Source organism: Herbiconiux liangxiaofengii, from assembly GCF_041927335.1.
Classification (GTDB): Bacteria; Actinomycetota; Actinomycetes; order Actinomycetales; family Microbacteriaceae; genus Herbiconiux; species Herbiconiux liangxiaofengii.
Window position 1 is genome coordinate 81685 of the sequence record NZ_JBHFHD010000012.1, and the last position, 23161, is coordinate 104845.

General features: G+C 70.9%; 19 protein-coding genes. 6 read left to right on the forward strand and 13 right to left on the reverse strand.

The features are described 5' to 3' along the window. Window positions 1-6: 6 nt before the first annotated feature. Both ACEXOR_RS13890 and ACEXOR_RS13895 read right to left on the reverse strand, forming a co-directional pair. A complete protein-coding gene (locus tag ACEXOR_RS13890; RefSeq protein ID WP_374850279.1) occupies window positions 7-537 on the reverse strand; it encodes a hypothetical protein in 531 nt (176 codons plus the stop codon). 43 nt (window positions 538-580) lie between these two features. Beyond that, entirely contained in the window at window positions 581-1387 is an 807-nt protein-coding gene (locus ACEXOR_RS13895; RefSeq protein WP_374850280.1) for an SDR family NAD(P)-dependent oxidoreductase, read from the reverse strand. Between the two features lie 107 nt (window positions 1388-1494). Here ACEXOR_RS13895 and ACEXOR_RS13900 point away from each other — a divergent pair, with 107 nt between their 5' ends. Then, window positions 1495-2088, forward strand: a complete 594-nt coding sequence (locus ACEXOR_RS13900; RefSeq protein WP_374850282.1) for a TetR family transcriptional regulator — start codon at window positions 1495-1497, stop codon at window positions 2086-2088. 63 nt (window positions 2089-2151) lie between these two features. Here ACEXOR_RS13900 and ACEXOR_RS13905 read toward each other — a convergent pair whose 3' ends face one another. Further along, a complete protein-coding gene (locus ACEXOR_RS13905; protein WP_374850283.1) occupies window positions 2152-3159 on the reverse strand; it encodes an LLM class flavin-dependent oxidoreductase in 1008 nt (335 codons plus the stop codon). A 384-nt stretch (window positions 3160-3543) separates the two neighbouring features. Between ACEXOR_RS13905 and ACEXOR_RS13910 the strand changes: the two genes are divergently transcribed. Continuing rightward, the gene (locus ACEXOR_RS13910) at window positions 3544-4863 is read left to right on the forward strand and encodes a LuxR C-terminal-related transcriptional regulator (RefSeq protein WP_374850284.1); all 1320 of its coding nucleotides are present in this window, start codon (window positions 3544-3546) and stop codon (window positions 4861-4863) included. Between the two features lie 15 nt (window positions 4864-4878). On the opposite strand, the gene ACEXOR_RS13915 is transcribed toward ACEXOR_RS13910, so the two are convergent. The 6 genes from ACEXOR_RS13915 to ACEXOR_RS13940 form a co-directional block, all read right to left on the reverse strand. Further along, window positions 4879-5529, reverse strand: a complete 651-nt coding sequence (locus ACEXOR_RS13915) for a hypothetical protein (protein ID WP_374850285.1) — start codon at window positions 5527-5529, stop codon at window positions 4879-4881. Window positions 5530-5617: 88 nt separating this feature from the next. Next, window positions 5618-7189, reverse strand: coding sequence for an alpha-N-arabinofuranosidase (locus ACEXOR_RS13920; RefSeq protein WP_374850286.1), 1572 nt, complete (start codon window positions 7187-7189; stop codon window positions 5618-5620). Next, on the reverse strand, window positions 7186-9513 hold the full coding sequence (locus ACEXOR_RS13925; protein WP_374850357.1) for a beta-xylosidase/alpha-l-arabinosidase: 2328 nt from the start codon (window positions 9511-9513) through the stop codon (window positions 7186-7188). Before ACEXOR_RS13925 ends, ACEXOR_RS13920 begins: the two co-directional genes overlap by 4 nt. A gap of 105 nt (window positions 9514-9618) precedes the next feature. Further along, a complete protein-coding gene (locus ACEXOR_RS13930) occupies window positions 9619-10443 on the reverse strand; it encodes a carbohydrate ABC transporter permease (RefSeq protein WP_374850287.1) in 825 nt (274 codons plus the stop codon). Further along, window positions 10440-11378: a carbohydrate ABC transporter permease gene (locus ACEXOR_RS13935; RefSeq protein ID WP_374850288.1), complete on the reverse strand. Its 939-nt coding sequence runs from the start codon at window positions 11376-11378 to the stop codon at window positions 10440-10442. Before ACEXOR_RS13935 ends, ACEXOR_RS13930 begins: the two co-directional genes overlap by 4 nt. Before the next feature lie 19 nt (window positions 11379-11397). Further along, window positions 11398-12687, reverse strand: a complete 1290-nt coding sequence (locus ACEXOR_RS13940) for an ABC transporter substrate-binding protein (protein ID WP_374850289.1) — start codon at window positions 12685-12687, stop codon at window positions 11398-11400. Between the two features lie 164 nt (window positions 12688-12851). Here ACEXOR_RS13940 and ACEXOR_RS13945 point away from each other — a divergent pair, with 164 nt between their 5' ends. Next, on the forward strand, window positions 12852-13856 hold the full coding sequence (locus ACEXOR_RS13945) for a LacI family DNA-binding transcriptional regulator (RefSeq protein ID WP_374850290.1): 1005 nt from the start codon (window positions 12852-12854) through the stop codon (window positions 13854-13856). Window positions 13857-13906: 50 nt separating this feature from the next. On the opposite strand, the gene ACEXOR_RS13950 is transcribed toward ACEXOR_RS13945, so the two are convergent. From ACEXOR_RS13950 to ACEXOR_RS13960, 3 genes are all read right to left on the reverse strand, one after another. Further along, window positions 13907-14197 carry a hypothetical protein gene (locus ACEXOR_RS13950; RefSeq protein ID WP_374850292.1) on the reverse strand — a complete coding sequence of 97 codons (291 nt, stop codon included), beginning with the start codon at window positions 14195-14197 and terminating at the stop codon, window positions 13907-13909. Beyond that, a complete protein-coding gene (locus ACEXOR_RS13955; RefSeq protein WP_374850293.1) occupies window positions 14197-14355 on the reverse strand; it encodes a hypothetical protein in 159 nt (52 codons plus the stop codon). Before ACEXOR_RS13955 ends, ACEXOR_RS13950 begins: the two co-directional genes overlap by 1 nt. Window positions 14356-14474: 119 nt before the next feature. After that, window positions 14475-15848: a coiled-coil domain-containing protein gene (locus tag ACEXOR_RS13960; protein WP_374850294.1), complete on the reverse strand. Its 1374-nt coding sequence runs from the start codon at window positions 15846-15848 to the stop codon at window positions 14475-14477. Window positions 15849-16053: 205 nt separating this feature from the next. Here ACEXOR_RS13960 and ACEXOR_RS13965 point away from each other — a divergent pair, with 205 nt between their 5' ends. Further along, window positions 16054-16590 (forward strand): type II toxin-antitoxin system PemK/MazF family toxin, encoded by a 537-nt coding sequence (locus ACEXOR_RS13965; protein WP_374850296.1) that lies wholly within the window; start codon window positions 16054-16056, stop codon window positions 16588-16590. Between the two features lie 53 nt (window positions 16591-16643). On the opposite strand, the gene ACEXOR_RS13970 is transcribed toward ACEXOR_RS13965, so the two are convergent. Beyond that, on the reverse strand, window positions 16644-17252 hold the full coding sequence (locus ACEXOR_RS13970; RefSeq protein WP_374850297.1) for an HD domain-containing protein: 609 nt from the start codon (window positions 17250-17252) through the stop codon (window positions 16644-16646). A gap of 347 nt (window positions 17253-17599) precedes the next feature. Here ACEXOR_RS13970 and ACEXOR_RS13975 point away from each other — a divergent pair, with 347 nt between their 5' ends. Together ACEXOR_RS13975 and ACEXOR_RS13980 are read left to right on the forward strand one after the other, a co-directional pair. Continuing rightward, window positions 17600-19849, forward strand: coding sequence for a purple acid phosphatase family protein (locus ACEXOR_RS13975; RefSeq protein WP_374850299.1), 2250 nt, complete (start codon window positions 17600-17602; stop codon window positions 19847-19849). Between the two features lie 59 nt (window positions 19850-19908). Further along, window positions 19909-23157 (forward strand): metallophosphoesterase, encoded by a 3249-nt coding sequence (locus ACEXOR_RS13980; protein ID WP_374850301.1) that lies wholly within the window; start codon window positions 19909-19911, stop codon window positions 23155-23157. Window positions 23158-23161 lie beyond the last annotated feature (4 nt).

Below are 23161 nucleotides of genomic sequence, written 5' to 3' on the forward strand. Positions count from 1 at the left end.
TGCTCTCTACCCGTCGTAGGTGTCAGCACTCGCGAACGCGGCATCCTGTGGCAGCAGGCTCACCAGCGCTTCAGGGCACGTGGTGAAGATGGTGCGCTCCACCGCCGGAGTCGGCGAGCCGAGGTCGGCGGCGATTTCGTAGCAGGTGTACACCTGACTCGGCCCTGAGTAGTCGTGACCCGAATCGGTCGGGGTGTCGGGGCGAGGCCCCGAGGAGACGAACACCGAGAACTCGGCCTCGGCGCCGCTCGTCGACACGTCGTAGATCAGGATCGCACCTTCGCCCACATCGGGGCGCGTCGACAGCGAGCCGTCCCAGCGGTCGACACCGGCTTCGGCGAGATACGTCTCAGGCACCTGCGTCGATGACTCGTAGAAGTTCGCCGGGTCTTCGAAGCCGGCGATCTGTCTCCACAGCACGCCGTCGATACCGCTGTCCTGGCCGTGATACTCGATCGGGCCGCAACCAGACAGTGCCACTCCGGCCATGATCAGGGCGGCGCTGCCGGCCGCCCGGGTCACGCGACGTGCTGTCACGCCTACAGCCTCTCATTGCAGGAGCCGTCAGGAGCGTCGCGGGTCAGCGGCGCCGGGCGGGGTCGGTGAGGCGATGCATCAGGGTGGCGGCGCGACGCCGGCTCATCACGCGACCGATGTTCGCGCCGAGGCGGTTGGCCGAACCGTCGATCACGCTCGGCCCCGGGTTGCGCCGCTCGAGGTGGGCGAGGGCGGTGGCGACCACATCGTCGGGTGCCCGCATCCGGGCTCCCGCGGTGGCGTCGTCGGTTCCGACGACGGCGTTGAACTCGGTGCTCGTCGCGCCGGGCGAGAGTGCGAAGACCGTGACGCCGGATGAGCGGGTCTCGGCCCAGAGCGACTCGGTGAAGCTCAGCACGAACGCTTTCGCCGCCCCGTAGACCGCCATTCTCGGGGTGGGCGTATAGGCGGCCATGCTGGCGACGTTGATCAGGAAGCCCTCACCTGCCCTGACCATCGGGGGCAGGAAGGCCGAGCTGATCTGCACGGGTGCGCTGATGTCGACGGCGATCTCCTGATCGAGGCGCCCGAGGTCTTCGTCGACGAAGTCGCCGAACGTGCCGAAGCCGGCGTTGTTGATGATGCCCGTCACGCGGAGCCCCGCATCGGCGACCGCGGCCGACAGCTCCGCGCCCACGGAGGCCGACGACAGATCGAGGACGATCGTCGTGACGGCCACACCGTGTGCTTTCCGCAGCTCGGTGGCGAGGGTATCGAGGCGATCCCGACGCCTGGCGACGAGCACGAGGCCGGCTCCTCGGGCGGACAGCGCGCGGGCGAAGCTCTCGCCGATGCCGGACGACGCCCCGGTGATGAGGATGGTCTGTTTCGGGTAGTCCAGTGCGGGCATGAGTTGCTCCGATATCCGTGGAACGCGGGTCGCGCTCTGCGCCCTCGACAGAATGTATGCCTAGGTGGCACTGAGTGTCAACTGGACACTTGGGATAGACTCCCCGCATGAGCACCGAATCGACCTTGTGGCAGCGATCCCGCCAAGCGGCCTACGCCGAGATCACGAGGGTGGCGATGAGGCTGTTCCTGGACCAGGGATTCGACCAGACGACGATCGATCAGATCGCATCGACGGCCGGAATCTCGCGTCGATCCTTCTTCCGCTACTTCGGCACGAAGGAGGACATCGTCCTGGGCGATCTGGCGAGCCAGGGCGAGCTCATGCGCGACGCGCTCGAGCAGGTGCCCTCGACGGTCGGGCCCTGGGAGGCTCTCCGACAGGCGCTGCACACGATCGAGGCGCTCGACATCGAGCCCGGTGTCACGCTGAAGATCGCGACGATGATGTACCAGACGCCATCGCTCCGGGCGCGCAGCATCGAGAAGCACCTGCAGTGGCAGTCGCTGCTGGTGCCCGACATCCGGCGGCGCCTCGGACTCGCCGCCGACGACGCGTCAGACCCGGCACCCGGCGCGATCGTCGCCAGTGCCATCGCCTGCCTGGATGTCGCGGGGGAACTCTGGGTCGGCGGTCGCGGCCACGGCGACCTGGCCGCCTTCTACGATCGCGCAGTCGCGGCGGTACGCACGGGTTCGTAAGGCTCCGGCACCGACCCGGTGGTCGATCGGCGGCGGCGAGACCGAGCCGCGGCGCGAAGCGACCTAGGCGGCGACGCGCGCGTGGGCGTCGGCCAGCAACGCGACCGAGCGGAGGCGGTCGGCGGTGGCGAGTGAGGCGTGAGCCACGATCACCTCGTCGACATCTGCGTCGCGGGCGAACCCGTCGACGTAGTCGGCCACCTCGGCGCCCGTGCCGATGCCCGTGTAGGTCGCCATGCTCGCCACCTGCGCTCCGACCGCGGAGTGCAGCAGGAAGTCGAGCTCCTCGTCGCCCAGGGTGCGGTCGACGGTGAGCTGGCCGCTCTGGCGCAGCATCATCATCAGACGGGCGCGGCTGAATCGGGCGAACTGCTCCTGCGCATCCGCGCTGTCGTCGGCCGCGATGGCGTTGACGCCCGCGATCACGTAAGGCTGGTCGAGTTGCTCGGAGGGGGTGAACTCGCGCCGGTAGAGCGCCACCGCATCGTGCAGCGCCGCCGGCGCGAAGTGCGACGCGAACGCGTACGGCAGGCCCAGGGCCGCGGCGAGCCGGGCGCCGAACAGCGATGAACCGAGGATGTAGAGCGGCACGCGGCTGCCGGCTCCGGGGGTGGCGCTCACCCCGGGGATCTGCGACTGTCCGGCGAGGAACGCCTGGAGTTCGAGCACGTCTTCCGGGAACCGTTCCGAGGCGGCCGGATCGCGGCGCAGTGCGCGGAAGGTGGCCTGGTCGCTGCCCGGCGCGCGGCCGAGACCCAGGTCGATGCGGCCCGGGTGCAGCGCCTCGAGCGTGCCGAACTGCTCTGCGATGGTGAGCGGCGAGTGGTTCGGCAGCATGACGCCGCCGGCGCCCAGGCGGATGGTCGACGTCTGGCTCGCCACGTGGGCGATCAGCACCGAGGTCGCGCTCGACGCGATCGAGGGCATGTTGTGGTGCTCGGCGTACCAGACCCGGCGGTAGCCGCTCGCCTCCGCCTGCTGGGCGAGCGCCACGGAGGCGGCGAAGCTCTCGCGAGCGGTCTCCCCGGGAGCGATGGGAGCTAGATCGAGGATGGAGAGCGGAACGGTCATCTCTCTGTCAACGCCGACAGGCGTCGTTCTGTTCCGCGATCAGGGAGACAGGGCCGCGATCACGGAGACAGGGCGCCGTGCGCTACCGGTGGCGCGCTGCCGCGATGCCGACCGCGCAGAGCAGCACCACCAACGCGATGAACACGATGGCGGCGGCGTAGAGCTCACCGGTCTCGTCGAGGTACATGGCGCATCCTCTCGCTCGTGCCGGGGCGTGCCGACTGTGGCCGAATGGCCGAGCCGCGCTGCACCGTCGCATCGATTCTGCGCGACGGAGATGGATTCGAGGTGAACGCCGCAGACGGCCGGATGCGCGCGACACCCGCAATCAGTCACCCGTAGAATTGCGGCGACGACGCCCGATCTGCGAGAAAGCGCTCTGCGATGGTGATCAGCTCGAATCCTCCGGCCGGGGCGGATGCGCTGGCGCGGTTGGCCGAGAGCGCGCTCGCCGAGCTGCAGGCCGGCGCCGCGCCGCGATTCGTGCTCGACCTCGAGCGGGCACTGGCCGCGCTCGGCAACGGAGCGCGGCCGGAGCACGCGACGTCGATGGTGGCGCTCGCCGCTGTGCAGAGTGCGCGGGGCGACCTCGGCCCTGCCGCCGCCGGATTCGAGCGGGTGCTGGCGTCGGACGGTCTGACGCCGGCCCTTCGTGCTGAGGCATCAGCCGGTCTGGCCTTCGTGCTGGTGCGGCTCGGGGAGTGGGGCCGCGCCGATACGCTCGCCGGTGAGGCGCGTGAGCTCGCCGCGCGGTGCGGGCCTGATGCCCTGTACCGCACCGCTCTGGCGGTGTCGGCGGTCGTGCCGGCGTCGCGCGGCGAGCTGCCCCTCGCCATGGCGCGCATCGCCGAGGTCGAGCAGGCCGACGAGGGTTCCGTGCTCCGCGGGGCGACGGGTGGCGGGGCGTCGGATGGCGGGGCGACGGATCGCGGGGCGACGGGTGGCGGGGCCGACCTGCTGCGGCGGGCAGCCGTGCTGCGGGCGCGGGTGTGCCTGGCCATCGGCCTGAACGACTGGGCCCTCCTGCAGCGGGTGCTGCACGAGGGAGAGCACAAGCGGGTGCCCGTGCACCTCAACCGCAGCGAGTGGTTCGGTCTGCGGGTACTGGCGGCCTGGCATCTGGGGCAGCGCGAGCGCTCAGACCGGCTCCTGCGCGACTGGGCCGAGGGCGGGCCGATCGACGGCGACCCCTACTACTTCGCGTTCTCCAGCGTGCTGCACGACCGCGACGGCCGCGTCGACGACGAACTCCGCTGCATCCGGCGGGCGCTCGAGCTGCTCGGCCCGGGGGAGGACCCTCTCGGCCGCACCTGGATCAGGATGGTCGCCGGCACGGCCTTCTCGCGGCACGGCGGCGACTACGGTCCGGTCGAGGGTCTCGCGGTGTACAAGGAGGCTCGCGCCGAGCTCGCGGCCCTCGGCGCCAGCATCTTCGTGGTGCGCTGCGACTCGCTGATCGACCGGGCGGCGGCCGGTACCACGGCGTCGCTCGAGCACGACCCGCTGCGGGCGCTCAGCGAGCAGCAGCGCCGGGTGGCGGCCCTGGTGGTGCAGGGCTTCACGAGCCCTGAGATCGCGCCACGGCTCGGGGTGTCGCGCAAGACGGTCGACTTCCACGTGGCCAACATCCTCGCCCGGCTGGGAGCGTCGAACCGACGGGAGATCGGCCGCATCCTGAACGCCGCGGCGCCGGACGGCAGGTGATCGACGCCCGGTGCGTCAGCCCGCGGGCAGCGCCTGCAGCACAGCCGACACGGTCGTCTCCGCCTCGTCGGCCGTGAGGAACAGCGGCGACACGAAGGCGCCCCAGTAGCCCGCCTCGGTGAACAGCTCCACGTCGCCCGTGGCCGTACCGCCGCCGTTCTCGTAGTAGGCGGTGATGCTCTGGCCGAACGCGTCGGTGGCAGTTCCGCCCGCGGCGACCTCGGCTTCGGCCGAGGCGAGGTCGGCGGGCGAGGGCTGGGCCACCGCCACGACGAGCGAGGTGCCGTCGGTGGCCGTCCACTCGCAGGCGACGCCGCCCAGTGCGACGATCTTCGCCGGGAACGTGCCGCTCGTGGGGGTGAACGAGGGTGAGGGCTCCAAGCCCGCGTGGATCGACGGCAGCACCGCCGCAGGCAGCAGCTCGTCGCAGTCGATGCCGATCGCCGACGGGCTCGGTGAGGGGGCCGCCGCAGTCTCGACGGGAGCATCGGCCGGGGCCGGATCGGCGGTCTCCCTGGCCGAGGTCGCCTCCGGAACCGAGGTCTCGGTGGCCGACCCGCCGGAGCAGCCGGCGAGCAGCAGCACGCTCGAGAGGGCGAAGGCCGAGGCGGCCGCGCCGGCCGTCACGGCGGTGCGGGGCAGGCGGTTGCGGGTGGGGGGAGTCATGAGCAGGTCCTTTCGACGACGACCCGCTCATGCTCCCAGCGCCTCCGCGCGAGGCGCACTGGGAGCGCCTCCCAGTGAGAGCGGCCGCCTACCCGCCCGTTGCCGCGGTCTCCAGCTCGACCTGCACGGTCACGTACGAGTGCGGCGGCACCCGCACCACGAGGCCGTGCCCCGCGACCGGCGACCCGGCCGGCGCGGTGGTGACCGCGTGGTCGCGCACGACCACCGCATCCGGGTTCTCGGCCGTGTTGTGCGCCGTCGCCTCGGCGGCGGTGAGGATGCGCGCGGTAGCGCCTCGCACACTCGCCCCGCGCAGGTCGAGGGTCACCTCGAGCGGTTCGTCGAGGTCGAGGTTCGTCAGCGACACCAGCGCCGAGCGGCCGGAGGGGTGCAGCGACGCCGAGGCCGACACGGTCTCGAGTCGCCCGCCGCCCACCTCGCGCACCGCATCCGGAGCGGTGAGATGCACGGCCAGGGCCGAGGCGTCGTGGTGCCCCACGTTCATGCGGAACACGTGGTAGCTCGGGGTGAGCACGAGCGCCGGCGACTCGGGATCGGTGAGCACCATCGCCTGCAGCACGTTCACCGTCTGTGCGATGTTCGCCATCCGCAAGCGCGCGGCGTGGGTGTGGAAGACGTCGAAGTGCACGCTCGCCACGAGCGCGTCGCGAAGCGTGTTCTGCTGGTGCAGGAACCCGGGGTTCGTGCCGGGCTCGACGTTCCACCAGGTGCCCCATTCGTCGAGCACGAGACCGATCGTCCGGGCCGGGTCGTAGGCGTCCATCACGGCCGAGTGGTTGCGGATGACCGTGTCGACGTGGCGGGCCTTCACCATCGTCGCGTACCAGTCGTCGGCGTCGAACCGGGTGGCGTCGCCTTTGTCGTGCCACGGCCCCGGCACCGTGTAGTAGTGCAGCGAGATCGCCTGGAAGACGGCCTCGGGCAGGTCGGGGCCGCCCCCGAGCCGGCTCACGGCCTTCATCAGGGTCTCCGTCCAGCGGTAGTCCTCGTCGCCCGCTCCGGCGGCGATGCGCTGCAGGGAGTTGCCGCCCTGGTCGCGCAGAAAGGTGGCGTACTGGCGGGCGAGCTCGGTGTAGCCCTCGGCGGTCAGGTGCCCGCCGCAGCCCCAGGCCTCGTTGCCGATTCCCCAGAACGGCACCCGCCAGGGCTCGTCGCGGCCGTTGGCCCGGCGGAGTGCCGCCATCGGCGAGTCGCCGTCGCGGGTGAGGTACTCCACCCACTCGCTCATCTCGCGCACCGAGCCGGAGCCCACGTTGCCGTTCACGTACGGGTCGGCGCCGAGCAGGTCGCACAGGTGCAGGAACTCGTGGGTGCCGAAGGAGTTGTCCTCCACCACGTCGCCCCAGTTGCTGTTCACCATTCTCGGCCGGTGCTCGCGGGGCCCGATGCCGTCGCGCCAGTGGTACTCGTCGGCGAAGCAGCCGCCCGGCCAGCGCAGGTTCGGGATGCGCAGCTCCCGCAGGGCCTCGACCACGTCGAGCCGGATGCCCCGGTCGTTCGGCAGCCCGGATGCCTCGCCCACCCAGAACCCGCCGTAGATGCAGCGGCCGAGGTGCTCGGCGAAGTGCCCGTAGAGGTGCCGGCTGATGGTTGGTCCGGGCAGATCGAGATCGATCACGGCCCGGGCGGCCACCGTCACGAGTCCACCCCCACCGGAAGCGGCCGGCGCTCGACGGCACTCACGACCAGGCGCTCGTCGGCCGTGCTCACCCGGTACACCCCGCCCACCACCGAGAGCAGGGCCTCGGTGTCGCGCTCGGCGCACGAGGGGCCCACCCAGAGCTCCACCTCGCCCGGCTCCACGATGCGGGTGTAGTCGACCCCCGAGAAGGCCAGGCGTGCGGTGGGCACCCGGAACCGCACCACCGCCTGCTCTCCCGGTTCGAGGTCGACCCGTTGGTAGCCCACCAACTGCGCAACGGGTCGTGTGATGCTCGCCACCCGGTCGTGGGCGTAGAGCTGAACGAGGTCGGTGCCGGCCCGCGCTCCGGTGTTCCGGATGCGCACCGAGACCGCGAAGGAATCCCCGGCCGTCACGGCCGCGGCGTCGCCGGAGCCCGTGACATCGGTGTCAGCGCTGAGGCCGCCGTCGGCGCAGCCGCCCTCGATCACGAGGTCGCTCCGCTCGAAGTCGGTGTAGGTCAGGCCGTGCCCGAACGGCAGCACGGGCGTGCTGTCGGCGCTGGTCACCTCGGAGTCGCCGCCGAGGATCGGGTGCAGGTACGAGAACGGCTGGGCGCCCGCCGATCGCGGCAGCGACACGGGCAGGTGCCCGCTCGGAGCGACCGACCCGGCGACGACGGCGGCCAGAGCGGTCCCGCCCTCCTCACCGGGGAAGAACGCCTGCAGCACGGCGGCAGGCCGGGCAGCTCCGGAGACCGCCCAGTCGAGCGCGTAGGGCCGGCCCGACACCACCACCAGCACCACCGGGGTCCCGGTGGCGATGACGGCCTCGGCGAGCAGACGCTGCACCCCCGGCAGTTCCAGGCTCTCCACGTCGTTGCCCTCGCCCACCGTGCCGCGGCCGAACAGCCCGGCGAGGTCGCCCACCACCACCACGGCGACGTCGGCTCCGGATGCGAGCGAGACCGCCGCCTCGAAGCCCGAGCGGTCGTCGCCCTGAACCGCGCAGCCGGCCTCGTAGCCCACCGTCGTCTGGGGCAGCTCGCGGCGGAGCGCGTCGAGCACGGTGGGCAGCTCGATGCCGATGGGGGTGCCGGGGTGGTGCGCCAGCACGTGGTTCACGAAGGAATAGCAGCCCATCAGCGCCTCGGCCGAGTCGGCGTTCGGGCCGATCACCGCGATCGAGCCGGGAGCGGGGCGGTCGCCGCCCCCGAGGGGCAGCAGCCCGTCGTTCGTGAGCAGCACCACCGACTCCTCCGCCAGCCGGCGGGCCACCGCCCGGTGGGAGGGGGAGTCGAGGTCGACGGTGGCGGGAGGCTCGTCGAAGCGGGCGTCCAGCAGGCCAAGCTGTTCCTTCTGGCTGAGCACCCGCAGCACGGAGCGGTCGATCAGCGTCTCGTCGACGAGTCCGGCGCGCACGCGCTCGGCGAGGGGGGCGAGGTAGGCGTCGCCGGTGGGCAGCTCCACGTCGATGCCGGCGGCCAGCGCTAGGCCGGCGGCCTCGCCGAGGTCGGCGGCCACCGCGTGCATCAGCTGCAGGAAGGCCACGGCGAAGTAGTCGGAGACCACGACCCCGTCGAATCCCCATTCCCCGCGCAGGATGCCCTCCAAGTAGGCGGGGTCGGCGGCCACGGGCGAGCCGTCGATCTCGGAGTACGAGTTCATCACCGAGCGCACGCCGCCGTCGAGAACCGCCATCTCGAACGGCGGCAGCAGCGCATCCTGCAGCTCGCGTCGGCCGACATGCACGGGAGCGTGGTTGCGCCCCGCCTGCGAGGCCGAGTAGCCCACGAAGTGCTTGAGCGTGGCGTGCACCCCGGCCGACTGCAGGCCGCGCACGTATCCGGTGCCGATCGTGCCCACCACGTACGGGTCCTCCGAGATGCACTCGTCCACCCGGCCCCAGCGCGGGTCGCGCACCACGTCGAGCACGGGTGCGAGCCCCTGGTGGATGCCGAGCTGCCGCATCGAGTCGCCGATCAGCCGGCCCATCTCCTCCACCAGTTCGGGGTCGAAGGCCGCCCCCCAGGCGAGCGGGGTGGGGAACGTGGCCGCCCGCCACGCCGCGAGTCCGGTGAGGCACTCCTCGTGCACCAGCGCCGGGATGCCGAGGCGCGTCTCGGTGCGGAGCCGGCGCTGCTCGGACCACAGCCAGGCGGCGCGTTCGGCCGGCTCCACCGGGCGCGTGCCGTACACCCGGGTGAGGTGCCCGAGGCCGTGCTCCGTGGCCTCGGCGTATCCGGTGGAGGTGCTCATCTCGCCTGCCATCGGGGCGACGACCTCGCCGCCCTGGTCGACCCAGTATCCGACGAGCTGCGCGAGCTTCTCCTCCAGCGTCATCCGGGCGAGCAGCCGGGAGACGCGGTCGGAGACCGGAGGAAGGGGTGGGTTCACAGAAGTCTCTCTTTCTCAGGAGCGCACGACGGATGCGCCGGGCGCGCGGGCTCAGCCCTTGACGGCGCCGGTCAGACCGCCGACGATGCGGCGTTCGAACAGGCTGAAGAACACCAGCGCGGGGATCATCGACAGCGAGGTGAAGGCCAGCACCTTCGCCGTGTCGACGGAGTACTGCGACGAGAACGCCTGCACCCCGAGCGGCAGGGTGAAGGTGCCCTCGTTGTTGAGGATGAACAGGGGCAGCAGGTAGCTGTTCCAGCTCGCGATGAAGGCCAGGATGCCCACGGTGACCACCCCGGGCATGGCGAGTCTCACGACCATGCGCCAGAAGAAGCCCAGTCGCGAGCATCCGTCGATGAAGGCGGCCTCTTCGATCTCGCGCGGGATGGCCCGGAGGAACGGCACCAGGATGATGACGGTCGTGGGCAGGGCGAAGGCGATCTGCGGCAGGATGACGCCCGCGAGCGAGTTCATCAGCCCGAGGTTCTTCACCACGATGTAGAGCGGGGTGATGGCCACGGTCATCGGGAACATCAGGCCCGCCGCGAACAGCGAGTAGAGCACGGCCCGGCCGCGGAACTGGTAGCGCGCCAGCACGTAACTCGCCATCAGCCCGAGCACCACCACGCCGAGGGTGGTGACGCCGGCGGCCAGCACCGAGTTGAGCACCTGCTGCCAGAACACCCCGCCCGTGAGCACGTCGAGGTAGTTGCCGATCACCCAGGGTGAGGGCAGACCGGAGGGATCGGTGCTGATCTGGGAGTTGGTGCGGAAGCCTCCGACGATGATGTAGGCCACCGGGGCGAGCATCATCGTGATGACGACGATGGCCACGAAGTACACGAACGCGTTGCCGCGAAGGGAGTTCCTCATCCGCGCGATCCTTTCCGGGCCCGGCGCTCGTCGCCGGTGAGAGCGCCCTCGGTGTCGCGCCGCAGCACGAACCGCTGGTACACCAGGGCGACGGCGAGCGAGATCACGAACAGCACCACGGCGACGGCGTTGCCGTAGCCGTAGTTGCCCGCGTTGCGGCCGTTGGCCACCATGTAGGTGGCCATGGTGGAGGTGCCGGCCGTCGAGGCGACGTACTGGCCCCAGATGATGTACACGAGGTCGAACAGCTGCAGCGACCCGATGATCGACAGGAACGCCCAGATGCGAACGGTCGGGCCGAGCAGCGGCAACGTGATGCGCCGCTGGATCTGCCAGAACGAGGCGCCGTCGATGGCCGCCGCCTCGGTGAGCTCCTCGGGGATGCCCTGGAGCCCGGCGAGGAAGAGGATGACGGCGAAACCCACGTACTTCCAGGTGATGATCACCATCAGCGTCCAGATGGCGATCTGCGGGTCGGCCAGCCAGTCCTGCGCGATGCCGCCGAGGCCGAGGTTCGCCAGCAGCCCGTTCACCGCACCGTTGTTCTGCAGCATCAGGCTCCAGCCCGTGCCCACCACCACCTCGGAGATGACGTAGGGCACGAAGATGAGAACCCGGATGAGCGACTGCCCGCGCAGCTTGCGATTGAGCAGCAGCGCCAGCAGCAGGGCGATCGGCCCCTGCAGCACCAGTGACAGCACGGCGATCAGTCCGTTGTGGGCGAGTGCGTCGTGGAACGCCGGGTCTTCGAGGATCGTCACGTAGTTGCGAAGACCCACGAAATCGGTCGGCACGCCGAAGCCCTGCCAGCTGAAGAAGCCGTAGTAGGCGGCCACGACCACCGGGAAGATGACGAAGGCGAGGAAGACCAGGAGGGCCGGCCCGGCGAGCAGGACGATCTCGAGCCGGGCCGGCCAGCCTGTGCGGGAGCGCATAGGTGCGGTGCCCGCCTTCTTAGGACTTCTTGGCGGCGTCGTTGACCGTCTGCACGAGCTGCTCGGGGCTGCCCTTGCCGGCCAGCAGGTCGACGACCCCCACGTTCAGCGCGTTCCCCACGTTCAGTCCGTAGACGGTGTCGAGCCACTGCGACACGTACGGAGCCGCGTTGTACGACGTCAGGATCTGCTGCAGGTAGGGCTCGGTGACGGCCTTCTGGGCCTCGGTGTTCACGGGAGGCGCGTTGAAGGCGGTGTAGTACGCCTCCTGCACCTCGGCCGTGGCGATGTAGTTCAAGAAGTCGACGCACTGCGGGGGAGCGTCGGCCGCGCAGGAGTAGCCGTCGACACCGCCCAGGATGGCGCCGGTCTCACCCTCGCCGCCCGAGATCTCGGGGAAGGGGAACCAGGCCAGGTCGGCCAGCGGCTTCTGGTCGGGGGTGAGCGAGGCGATCACGCCCGGGTCCCAGGCGCCCATCAGCTCCATGGCGGCCTGGTGGTTGGCGATCAGGCCGGCCGAGCTGCCGGCGCCCTGCTGGGCGGAGGTGGTGAGGAAGCCCTCGTTGAACGGCTCGGTGGCGGCGAACGACTCGAGGTCTTCGGCGGCCTTCAGCCAGCAGGGGTCGTCGAAGCTCTTCGACTCGGCGGCGGTGCTGAGCGCATCGGTGCTGCACTCGCGCAGGGCGAAGAAGTAGTACCAGTGGGCTGCGGGCCAGGCGTCCTTGCCGCCGAGGGCGATGGCCTGGGTGCCGGAGGCCTTGAGCTTGTCGACCGCGCCCTCGAGCTCGTCGATGGTGCTGGGCGCCTCGGTGATGCCGGCCGCCGTGAAGAGGTCCTGGCTGTAGAAGATGCCGCCGGGAAGCACGGCGACGGGCATGGCGTAGACCTTGTCGTCGAGCGTCTCGGCCTTGAAGGTGCCCTCGGAGATCTGGGAGCGGGCCTCGTCGGAGATCGTGTCGGTGATGTCCATCACCTGGCCGGCCGCGACCATGGCGGCCATCTTGCCGCCGCCGCGCTGCAGGAAGATGTCGGGGCCGTCGCCCGAGTTCATCGCCGTCTGGAGCTTGCCGTCGAGGTCTTCGTTCTGCACGGTCTGCACGTCGATGGTGACGCCCGGGTTCGCCTCCTCGAACGCGGCGGCCGTGGTCTTCCAGAACTCCTCACCAGGACCGGTGGTGGAGTTCTGCCAGAGGCTCATCGTGACGTCGCCGCTGCCGGTATCGCCCGACCCGTCGGCCGAGCACCCGGAGAGCGCGAGCGCGCCGAGCATCAGGGCTGCGGAGCCGGCGAGGATCTTCCTTGCCATCATGAAATTCAACCTGTCTCTTCGTTGAGCGGCACCGTCGATCGTCGAGGGTGCACGGGGGTTCGGTCCCGGGCCCGCTGCGGCTCCGGTGCCAGTCAGCAAAGCAAAGCCGTCGGCCGTGGTCAAACGTTTTCGAAAACAGTTTCCATGATGGCTATGCTGACTCCATGTCGCGCAGAGCCACCATCCAGGACGTCGCCCGGGCGGCCGGCGTCTCGGTGTCGACCGTCTCGAAAGCGGTGAACGGCCGCTACGGGATCTCGACCGAGACCACCCGCCGCGTGCTCGAGGTAGTCGAGCGGATGGGCTACGAGTCGAGCCTCATGGCCAGCAGCATGCGGTCGCGCCGCACCGGCGTGATCGGGGTGCTGGTGGCCGACTTCGAGCCGTTCAGCGCCGAGATCCTGAAGGGTGTGGCCACGGCGCTGCATGATTCCCGGTACGACCTGATGGCCTACAGCGGCACCCGGCAACGCGACAGCGCCGGCTGGGAGCGGCGTTCGCTCAGCCGGCTCAGCGGCACGCTCATCGACGGCGCCATCCTGGTCACGCCGACGGTGGTGGGAGTGACGGCCGACGTGCCCATCGTGGCCGTCGACCCCCACACCGGGCGGGCCGACCTGCCCACCGTGGAGTCGGACAGCTTCGGCGGGGCGCTGCTCGCCATGCGCTACCTGATCGAGCTCGGCCACCGGCGCATCGCCTTCGTGGCCGGGCGGCCCGACCTCCGTTCGTCGAACCTCCGCGACGCCGGCTACCGCCGCGCGCTGGAGGAGGCGGGCATCCCGGTGGAGCGCTCGCTCATCCGGGTGGGGCTCTACGAGCAGGATGCGGCCCGGGAGACGGCCACCGAACTGCTGTCGTCACGCAACCGGCCCACCGCGGTCTTCGCCGCGAACGACCTCTCGGCCATCGCCACCATCGAGACGGCGGCCGAGCTCGGCCTCGACGTGCCGGGCGACCTGTCGGTGGTGGGTTTCGACGACGTGCCGGAGGCGGCCCGCCTGAACCCGCCGCTCACCACCGTGCGCCAGCCCATGCAGCGCATCGGCGCCGCAGCGGCGGAGTTGCTGATCGGGCTGATGAACGGGGAGACGCCCGAGCGCACCCACATCACGCTGCCCACGCGGCTGGTGCGCCGGGCCACCACGGCCCCGCCCCCGCAGCGCTGACGCGGCACGGCTCAGCCGGCGCCCCGAGCCGCCGCACCACCGCGACCCGGTCACACGGCCGGGGTGCGCATCCGGTTCTCGGGGGAGCGGACCACGAGGGCGACCGACCAGGCGCCCTCGAACTCGTCCCAGTCGCCGGTGACGGTCGTGTTCCAGTTCTCGAGGAGTCGGGCGGCCAGGGTGAGCACCTGGGGTCGGCGACGGCCCTGGACGGGTGTGGACCCGTCGATGTGGAGCGGGGTGGTGGCCAGTACGTCACCGGTGAAGCGCAGGACGTCGAGCCGCCAGCGCGGGCCCTCGCGGCGCACCACCGCCACATCGGCGAGGACCGGGTCGAACATCAGGCGGCGTCGGGGGCGTCGTCGAAGCGAGCGGTGTGCTCGGGGTCGAGGAAGGAGAAGTGGCGCTTCACGTAGCCGACCAGGTCGGGGTGCACGAGCTGCTCGGGGCGCACGAAGGGGAGCACGTTGTCGGCGGTGGTGCTGATGGACTCGAGCATGATGGTCTCCTCGGAAAGCTAGATGAGCAACTAGTTAGAGACTCTAGCAATAAGAAAACCATGACAATACGGCTTGACAGGGGCCGTACCCGGTACTAGGCCCGTGCGGCGGGCGAGGGTCAGAAGTCGTCGATGTGCAGGTGGTTGCAGGTGTCGGGGAAGTCGGTGAAGTTGACGAACGACGGCTCGTTGCCGGCGGAGTAGCGGCACTGCGACTGGCCAACCCGCGATCCGTTGGGCATGATCGGGTCGAGTACGGCGATCAGCGAGAGCGAGGCGTCGTTCGCACCGGTGGTGGGAACCCCGCCCACCGAGGTGAAGTCCACCGCGTGGCCGCCGCCCTGCTTGTAGTGTGCCGACGCGGTGCCCGCCCCCTCGATCTGGCCCGTGCACCGGCGGCTGATGTCACTCACGCCGGCGCTGCCGAACGCGCGGACGGCCGCCACCATCGCCTGCAGGATGGTGACGTCGATGCCGCAGTTCTCCACGCTCTGGCCCTGGGCGATCCAGGCGATCTCGAAGATGTGGTCGGGGCTGGATCCGTGGAACTGGCCCGCGGCCACGTACCCCATCAGCTCCTGGGCGAGGGCCTGGGCGTCGCTGGAGACGGGACCCACCACGGCGCCGCCCTGATGCGCGGCGGCTGCGGCGGCGGCAGCGGCGGCAGCGGCGGCGGCCGCAGCAGCCGCGACCCCGGCCTGGTACTGCTGCTCGGTGGTTGCCACGTCGCTCTGCAGGCTCGCCAGCTGCGCCTGCAGCTCGGCCTGGTGCGCGTTCTGCTCCTGGAGGGCGGCCACCATCGCCTGCTGGGCGGTCGCGGCATCCTGAAGGGCCTGCTCGGCGGTCTGCTCGAGCCCGGCGAGCTGCTGCTTGGCCACGTCGGCCTGAGCGCTGAGGGTGGTGGCGGTGTTGGCGTCCTGCTGCGCCGCCGCGTACACCTCGTTCACGGCCTGCGTGAGCTGGCTGGCCGAGCTGAGCTGGGCGAGCAGGTCGTCGGCTCCGGCCGACGAGCTGGTGAGCAGCATCGAGGTGAGGTCGGTGCCCCCGGTGTGCACGAACTGGGCGGCCATCAGGGCGGCCCGGGTCTTCGACTCCTCGGCCTTCGTGGCGGCGGAGGCCGCACTGGTCGCGAGGGTGTCGGCCTTCAGCTGCCCCGCGGTGAGGGCGGCCTCGGCCGCGTCGTGCTCGTCGGTGCGCTGGCTCACGAGGGCGGCGGCGGCCTGCGCCTTCTCCTGCAGGTCGGCGATGATGCCCTGGATGCGGGCGACCTCGTCCTGCTTCGAGCTCTCCGAGGCCCGGGCCGCGAGCACGTCGTCCCAGCTGGGGTAGTCGGCTGCGAAGGCGCGCGGCGCACCAGTGATGGTGCCGGCCACCGTGATGGCGACGGTGACGGCCAGCACCAGGGCGAGCGGCAGGCCCGTCGTGCGGCGGGCAGCCGCGGTGCGGCGGGCGGGCAGGTGGGCCGGGCGGGGGCGGCGGAACGATCGGGTCATGAGTCCTCGGGCATCAGGCGGTGCCGCTCACGTTCTCCGGAGAGGGGGCGGGGCGGCGGCTCGACGGCCATTCAACCGCTCCCGGCCCCGCCCGCCGCGCATCACCCCGCGGCGGTTCGCGAATCGTTCATCTCCGGCAACCTTCCCGGTGCCAAGACGTCTGCCTCGGAGGTGCCGCGAGGCGGCGGGCTGCTAGGGTCGCGGCGTGGGCAGGGCGACGGATGCGCGGGGCGGCGGTTCCGCGAGCCCCGGCCGGTTCGGGCCCGGTGCCACGGTCGAGGTCGATCCGCGGCGGGTGGGATCGGTGAAGCTCACCCACAACCCGCGCACCGACGGTGCGGCCGACCCGGGCGAGATCGTCTGGACCTGGGTTCCCTACCAGGAGCACGACGGCCGCGGCAAAGACCGCCCGGTGCTGGTGGTGGCCACCGAACCCTCCGGCAGCGTGCTCGGCGTCGCCCTCACCTCGAAGCCGCACGACGACCAGGGGGACGTGGCCATCGGCAGCGGGCCCTGGGATTCCGCCGGCCGGCCGAGCTGGGTGCGCCTGGAACGCGTGTTCCGGCTGCAGCAGAGCGGCGTGCGCCGCGCGGGCGTCGGCCTGGACGCCCGCCGCTTCGCCGCGGTGGCGGCCGCCCTCTCGGCCCGCTTCGGCTGGACCGTGGAGACGCGGTCGCGCACGGAGCCGGGTCGTGCCGGACTCGGCGGCCTCCTCCGCCGGCTCTTCACGCGCCGACACTGACCCCGAGCCGCCCTCGGATCTGCAGCGGTCGGCTCACGTCTGCAGCGCTCGGCTCACGTCTGCTGCGGGGCGTCGAGGGGGTGATGGGCCAGCCGGTCGGCCACCCCCGACGCCACCACGCGAGCGGCCTGGCTCGAGGGCTTGCGGAGAGCCTGGTCGCGGATGCACTCCGTGAACTCCTCCGCCAGGGTGAGCCGCGGGTGCGCCGCCAGTACCTCGGCCCGGAGGGCGGGGCTCCACGCCCCGGGGTTGCTGCCCGAGATGTCGAGGCCCGTCGCGATCTCGAGCAGGTAGCCCTCCGGGTCGACGTCGGGGTCGACCGAGGGGGCCATGTGCCGCTCGATGATCTCGGCCGCGCGGTTCCGCCGCGCATCCGGCCACCCCGCCCCCGCCGCGAAGACCCACGCCACCAGGCCGCCGGCCACTTCGAACGGCAGGGTGTGGCTGTCGAACGCCGGCTCGAGGCCGAGGTCGTGCAGCATCGCCGACACGAACAGCAGCTCGTCGTCGACCTCGAGCCCCTGCGTGCGGGCCGCGGCGGCCGCCCACAGGTACGAGCGGATGCCGTGGTTCACCAGGGCGGGCGACTGAAAACGACGCGTCACCTCCACCGCGGAACGGGCGGCCGCGGTGTCGGGCAGGGGGAGGTCGGCGAGATGCATGAAGCCAGTGTGGCGGCCCGGATGCGGCCTGCGGGGCTGTCGGTGCGCATCCGTCAGTTTCGCGACGAAGCCTGACCGGATGTCGACGCCGGTCGACGACGCCGATCAGGGCGGGCCGGATGCGTCAAACGGGGTGAACATGCCGTCACCCCCGTGCCAACAGGCGGTCGCCGCGGAGTGAACGTCGGGCGACGTCAATCCCCGTCTCTGAACGGCAGATGAAATCGGCGTCGGTGCTCCCGGACACGCCGAGGGCCTTCGTTACCGTCGTGAACTGCCGACCCCGGGCAGCCTCCAAGCTCCCGTGCAGGCCGTTCACAGCACCCACCCGATAGGACCCCAATCGCATGAAGAGCGATCAGCTCAGCCGCGCCCTCGCGCGCCTCTCGCCTCGTACGGCCCTCGTCGCCGGCGGCATCGCAGCCGTCGTCGGACTCGGCTCGCTCGGCGGTGGCATCGCCTACGCCGCCGGCGGACTCAACCCACCGCCCGTCTCCCCGGCCCTCGTGCACGTGGCCTCGGCCGTGCCCGACCGCATCATCCTGACGCCCACCGAGACGCCCGCGGTCACGCAGAACATCTCGTGGCGCACCTCGGTCGACGTCACCGCGCCGCAGGTGCAGCTGGCCGCCATGACCAAGGGCCCGGTCACCGCCTCGACCACCGTCGCCGCGGCCTCGACCACCGAGTTCGCCACCGACCTCGGCTACCGCATCAAGTACCACACGGCCACGCTCACCGGCCTGACCGAGAAGACCGCCTACCTCTACCGCGTGGGCGACGGCGAGACCTGGAGCGAATGGCTCGAGTTCGAGACCGCGGCCACGGCGGCCGAACCGTTCTCGTTCATCGTGCAGGGCGACGCGCAGAACGACGTCAAGTCGTACGCCTCCCGCGCCTTCCGCGCCGCCACCGAGGCCCGGCCGTACGCCAAGGCCGTCGTGCACCTCGGCGACCTGATCGACACGGATGTCGCCGACGCCGAATGGGGCGAGTGGTTCGGTGCGGCCGGCTTCTCGAACGCCTACATGAACATCATCGCGGCGCCCGGGAACCACGAGTACTACCCGGGTCCCGAGCTCACCCGCTACTGGGGGGCCCAGTTCGAGTACCCCGAGAACGGCCCGGCCGACACCCCCGCCATCCAGAAGGCGTTCGACGAGAACGTCTACTACACCGACATCCAGGGGGTGCGCTTCGTCACCCTGAACGCCAACATGTCGGCCGGCGCCGAGCTCGACGCGCAGACCGCGTGGCTCGATCGGGTGCTCGCCGAGAACCCCGGCCAGTGGAGCGTGATCGCGTTCCATCAGCCCGTGTTCTCGGTGACCTCGGGGCGCGACAACGCCTCGATCCGCAACGCCTGGCTGCCGATCTTCGAGAAGCACAACGTCGACCTGGTGCTGCAGGGCCACGACCACGCCTACGGCCGCGGCAACCTCTTCGCCAACGAGAAGAACCTGCCCGCGGGAGCCGACCCGGCCACCAGCCAGACCGGCCCGGTGTACCTCGTCTCGGTGGCCGGACCGAAGATGTACGTTCCCGACCCGCTCGAGTCGAACAACTGGGTGAAGAACGACGCGCATCTGCGCAGCATGAACCGCGACACGCAGATGTACCAGACGGTCGACGTGGTCGACGGGAAGATGCACGTCGAGAGCCACACCGTGACCGGCGAACTGTTCGATTCGTTCACGATCGACAAGACGGTCGCCGGCCAGAAGCTCGTCACCGACGAGACGGTGGCCTGGGCCTCGGGGCCCGGCTCGACGCGCGCCGACATCGGCGCCCCCGAGCGGCCCGCCGCGGTGGTGCCGGGGGTGGACCCCAGCACGCCTACGCCGGAGCCGACTGCTACGCCGGAGCCGACTGCTACGCCGGAGCCGACTGCTACGCCGGAGCCGACTGCTACGCCGGAGCCGACTGCTACGCCGGAGCCGACTGCTACGCCGGAGCCGACTGCTACGCCTGAGCCGACCGCGACTCCCGAGCCGACCGCCACTCCTGAGCCGACTCCGACTCCCGAGCCGACCGCCACTCCTGAGCCCAGTGTGACTCCTGAGCCCACTGCGACTCCGCAGCCCACCGGCAGCCCGGCCCCTACTGCGAGCCCGGCCCCCACTGCGAGCCCGGTGCCCACCGGTACGCCTGTGCAGCCGCGGCCCGCCGCGAAGCCCACCCCGCTCGAGCTCTCCGCCACCGGAGTGCCCGCGGGCGGCGCGCTCACCCTCAAGGGCGGCGGCTTCTGGCCGAACGAAGACCTCGAGATCACGCTGCACTCCGACCCGATCGAGCTCGGCTTCCTGCACGCCGACGCGAACGGGGCCTACCTGCACACCGTGCACATCCCCGCCGGAGTGGCGCCGGGCACGCACACCGTGGTGGTGCGCGGCCTCGAGTCGGGCGCGACGGTCGAAGCGGCCCTCACCGTGCTCGCCCCCGGCTCCCAGCCCACCGGGGTCAAGGACCTGGCCAGCACAGGAGCCACCGGAGTCGGGACCGTCGTCGCCGTGGCCGGAGGAGCCGTGCTCCTCGGCGCCCTCGCGCTGATCGTGCTCACCCTGCGCCGTCGTCGCAGCATCGGCGGTGCCGCATGAGCATCCCGAATCACCGCGACCCGAAGAACCCGAACATCCTCCCGAAAGGCCGTCAGCGAATGACGAAAACGTCCGGGCGGAGGCGCCGTTCCCGCGCCCTCGCCGGCCTGGCCACCCTCGCGGTCGCCGGCGCCCTGTTCACCCCACTGGCGGGAGCGGCCGACGACGCCTCGGCCGCCACCGTCACCCCCCTCGCGCAACACGGACCGGGCATCGTGCCCGACCGCATCGTGCTCACCCCCTCCGGCGACCTCGCCACCACCCAGGCCGTCACCTGGCGCACGTCGAAGGGCGTGAGCACGGCGAAGGCCGAGATCCGGGTGGCGACGCCCACGCCGTACCCCACGGGCATCACCACGGTGGCGGCGAGCGAGAACACCGACGTCGCCACCGACGGCTGGGAGGAGACCTTCCACACGGTGGAGTTCACCGGCCTCACGCCCCGCACGCAGTACCAGTACCGCGTGGGCGACGGCACCAACTTCAGCGAGTGGCAGCACTTCACCACCGCGTCGGCCGCGGCCGACGACTTCTCGTTCATCTACCTCGGCGACGTGCAGAACGGCATCAAGTCCGACGCGAGCCGCGTCATCCGCAACGCCTTCCGAGACCGCCCCGACGCCAGCATCGTGCTGCAGGCCGGTGACCTGATCGACGACGCGAACGACGACTCCCAGTGGGGCGAGGTGTTCGATGCGGCCGGGTACCAGTTCGGCACCCAGAACTTCCTCGCCGCGGCCGGAAACCATGAGTACGAGGGCGAGCAGCTCTCGAGCCAGTGGCAGGCCCAGTTCGAGTACCCCGACAACGGCCCGAAGGGCGCCGCGAACATCGAGGCGCTGCTGAAGGGCACCGTCTACTACAGCGACTACCAGGGCGTGCGCTTCGTCTCGCTGAACAGCAACATCACGGATGCCGCGGCGCTCGCCGTGCAGACCGCCTGGCTCGAAGAGACCCTCACCTCGAACCCGAACAAGTGGACCGTCGTGTACTTCCACCACCCGGTGTTCTCGCTCGACGAGGGCCGCAACAACCGGGCGATCCGCGAGGCCTGGCTGCCGATCTTCGAGAAGCACAACGTCGATCTCGTGCTGCAGGGCCACGACCACAACTACGGCCGCGGCAACACCGTGGCCGCTGAGGAGGGCAACCCCAGCACCTGGAACAACGAGCTGAACTACGACGGACCGGTGTACGCCGTGTCGGTCGTGGGCTCGAAGATGTACTCCAACGCGGGCCCGCGCCTCTGGACCGAGAACGGGGCGCACCTGAAGAAGCTGCAGGGCGACGTGGAGCTCTACCAGCTCATCGACGTGTCGGGCGACACCATGCGCTACGAGTCCCGCACGGCCGACGGCCAGTACTTCGACGGTCTCACCATCGTGAAGAACGCCGCCGGCAAGGCCGTGACCGACGACGAGAAGCCGCAGGTCATCAACCCGTCGAACCCCGGCGGCCCGTGCCTGGGCTGCACACCGAACCCCGACCCGACCGATCCCACCGACCCCACCGAGCCGACCGACCCTGAGACCTCCGTCGACTACGAGGTCGTCTCCTCGCTCGACTCGGTGAACAAGTCCAACGCGAAGCTGCCGGCGGGTTCGGCCTACTCGGAGTCGAAGAAGAAGTTGTACCTGGGAGACCAGAACAGCACGTCGATCTTCGAGATGAACCCCGACACGGATGAGGTGACGCGCACGATCACGCTGCCGGAGAACATCCGGGATCTGGGGATCGACGACGAGAAGCAGCTGCTCTACGTGGGTCAGCAGAACCGCAACTGGGTGGTGGTGTCGATCGCGGATGCGGACTTCGGGAAGGTCGTGCGCGGCCCGTACTCGTTCATCGAGTCGAACCGCTCCATCGATGTCGACCCCGTGAACGACCTCGTGTACGGCGCCGTGCCGTCGCGCGGCATCGAGGTGCTGCAGGCCTCGACCGGAGTCTCGCTCGGCGTGATCGGCGGAACCGACGGCGCCTACTACGTCGCCGCCGACCCCACCAAGGGCTACGTCTCGGCCGCCTACTTCGAGGAGGTGCCCGACGCGGTGCAGGTCGCCACCTTCGACGCGAAGAACGGCTTCGGCCAGGTGTGGGAGAAGTCCACCCGCGTGAACGCGCGGCAGGTCGACATCGACTCCACCAACGGGCTCGTCTACCTCGGCTACACCGGCACGGCCACGGGATCGGGCGGCTTCACGGTGCTCGACCTCGCCACCGGCGCCCAGCTCGGCGACTTCGCCGACCCGGCCTACGGCAAGGACGGCTACGGAATCTCGGTCGACGAGGCGAACCAGCGGGTGTTCGTGTCGAACCGCGACTTCCGGCTCAACCCGCCCGGCTCCGAGCTGGATGCGGTGTCGGTGACCGTCAGCCAGCGCCGCGGCGTGGGCGGCCCGACGGATCCGACCGACCCGACCGATCCCACCGACCCGACCGACCCCGAGCCCCCGATGGGCCTCGCCTACACGCCCACCGCTCTGGCCGCCATCCCGTCGGCCGCGGCGAGCGCCGATCTCGACGTGAAGCCCGTGGGCTCGGCGGTCGACCCGGCCACCGGCCACGTCTTCGTGGGCAACGAGCAGCGGCCCGCCCGCGTGCTCGAGATCGACCCGGTGACGGATGCGGTGATCGCGACCCACGCGATCGCCGGCGCCGAGGGTGAGGGCGTTCGCGACGTCGCCCTCGACCCGGCGAACCGGGAGCTGTACGTGGCGTACGGAAACGCCTGGGTGGTGCTCGACCTCGCCACCGACGCCGTGAAGCGGGGCCCGTTCACCTTCGCGGCGAACGTGCGCGGACTCGACGTCGACCTCACCACGAACCGCGTCTACGGGGCCACCCGGCAGACGGGCTTCCAGGTGATGGACGCGCAGACCGGTGCCGCACTGCAGACCGTCGACACCCCGGGGGCGGCCTGGACCACCCACGGCATCGCCGTCGACCCGGTGGCGAAGCGCCTCTACGCCACCAACGACAACTCCTCGGGCACCGAGGGCGTGCGGGTCTACGACGCCACCACCTACGAGCTGCTGCAGACGCTCGCGGTGGCCAAGCCCGACTACCGGTCGGTGGCGGTCGACCCCGTGGCGGGCCGGGTGTACCTCGGCCACTCCAGTGACGCCTTCGACGCCAGCGGGGTACGGGTGCTGCAGGCCGCCGATCTCACCGAGATCGCGAACTACCCGGGCAGCGCCTACGGCAACAAGGTCTACGGGGTCTCGGTCGACCCGTCCCGAGGCGTGGTCTACGTCTCGGCCCGCGACCGCTTCCCCACGGGCCTGATCTCCCTGCAACGCGCCCAGTAACTCG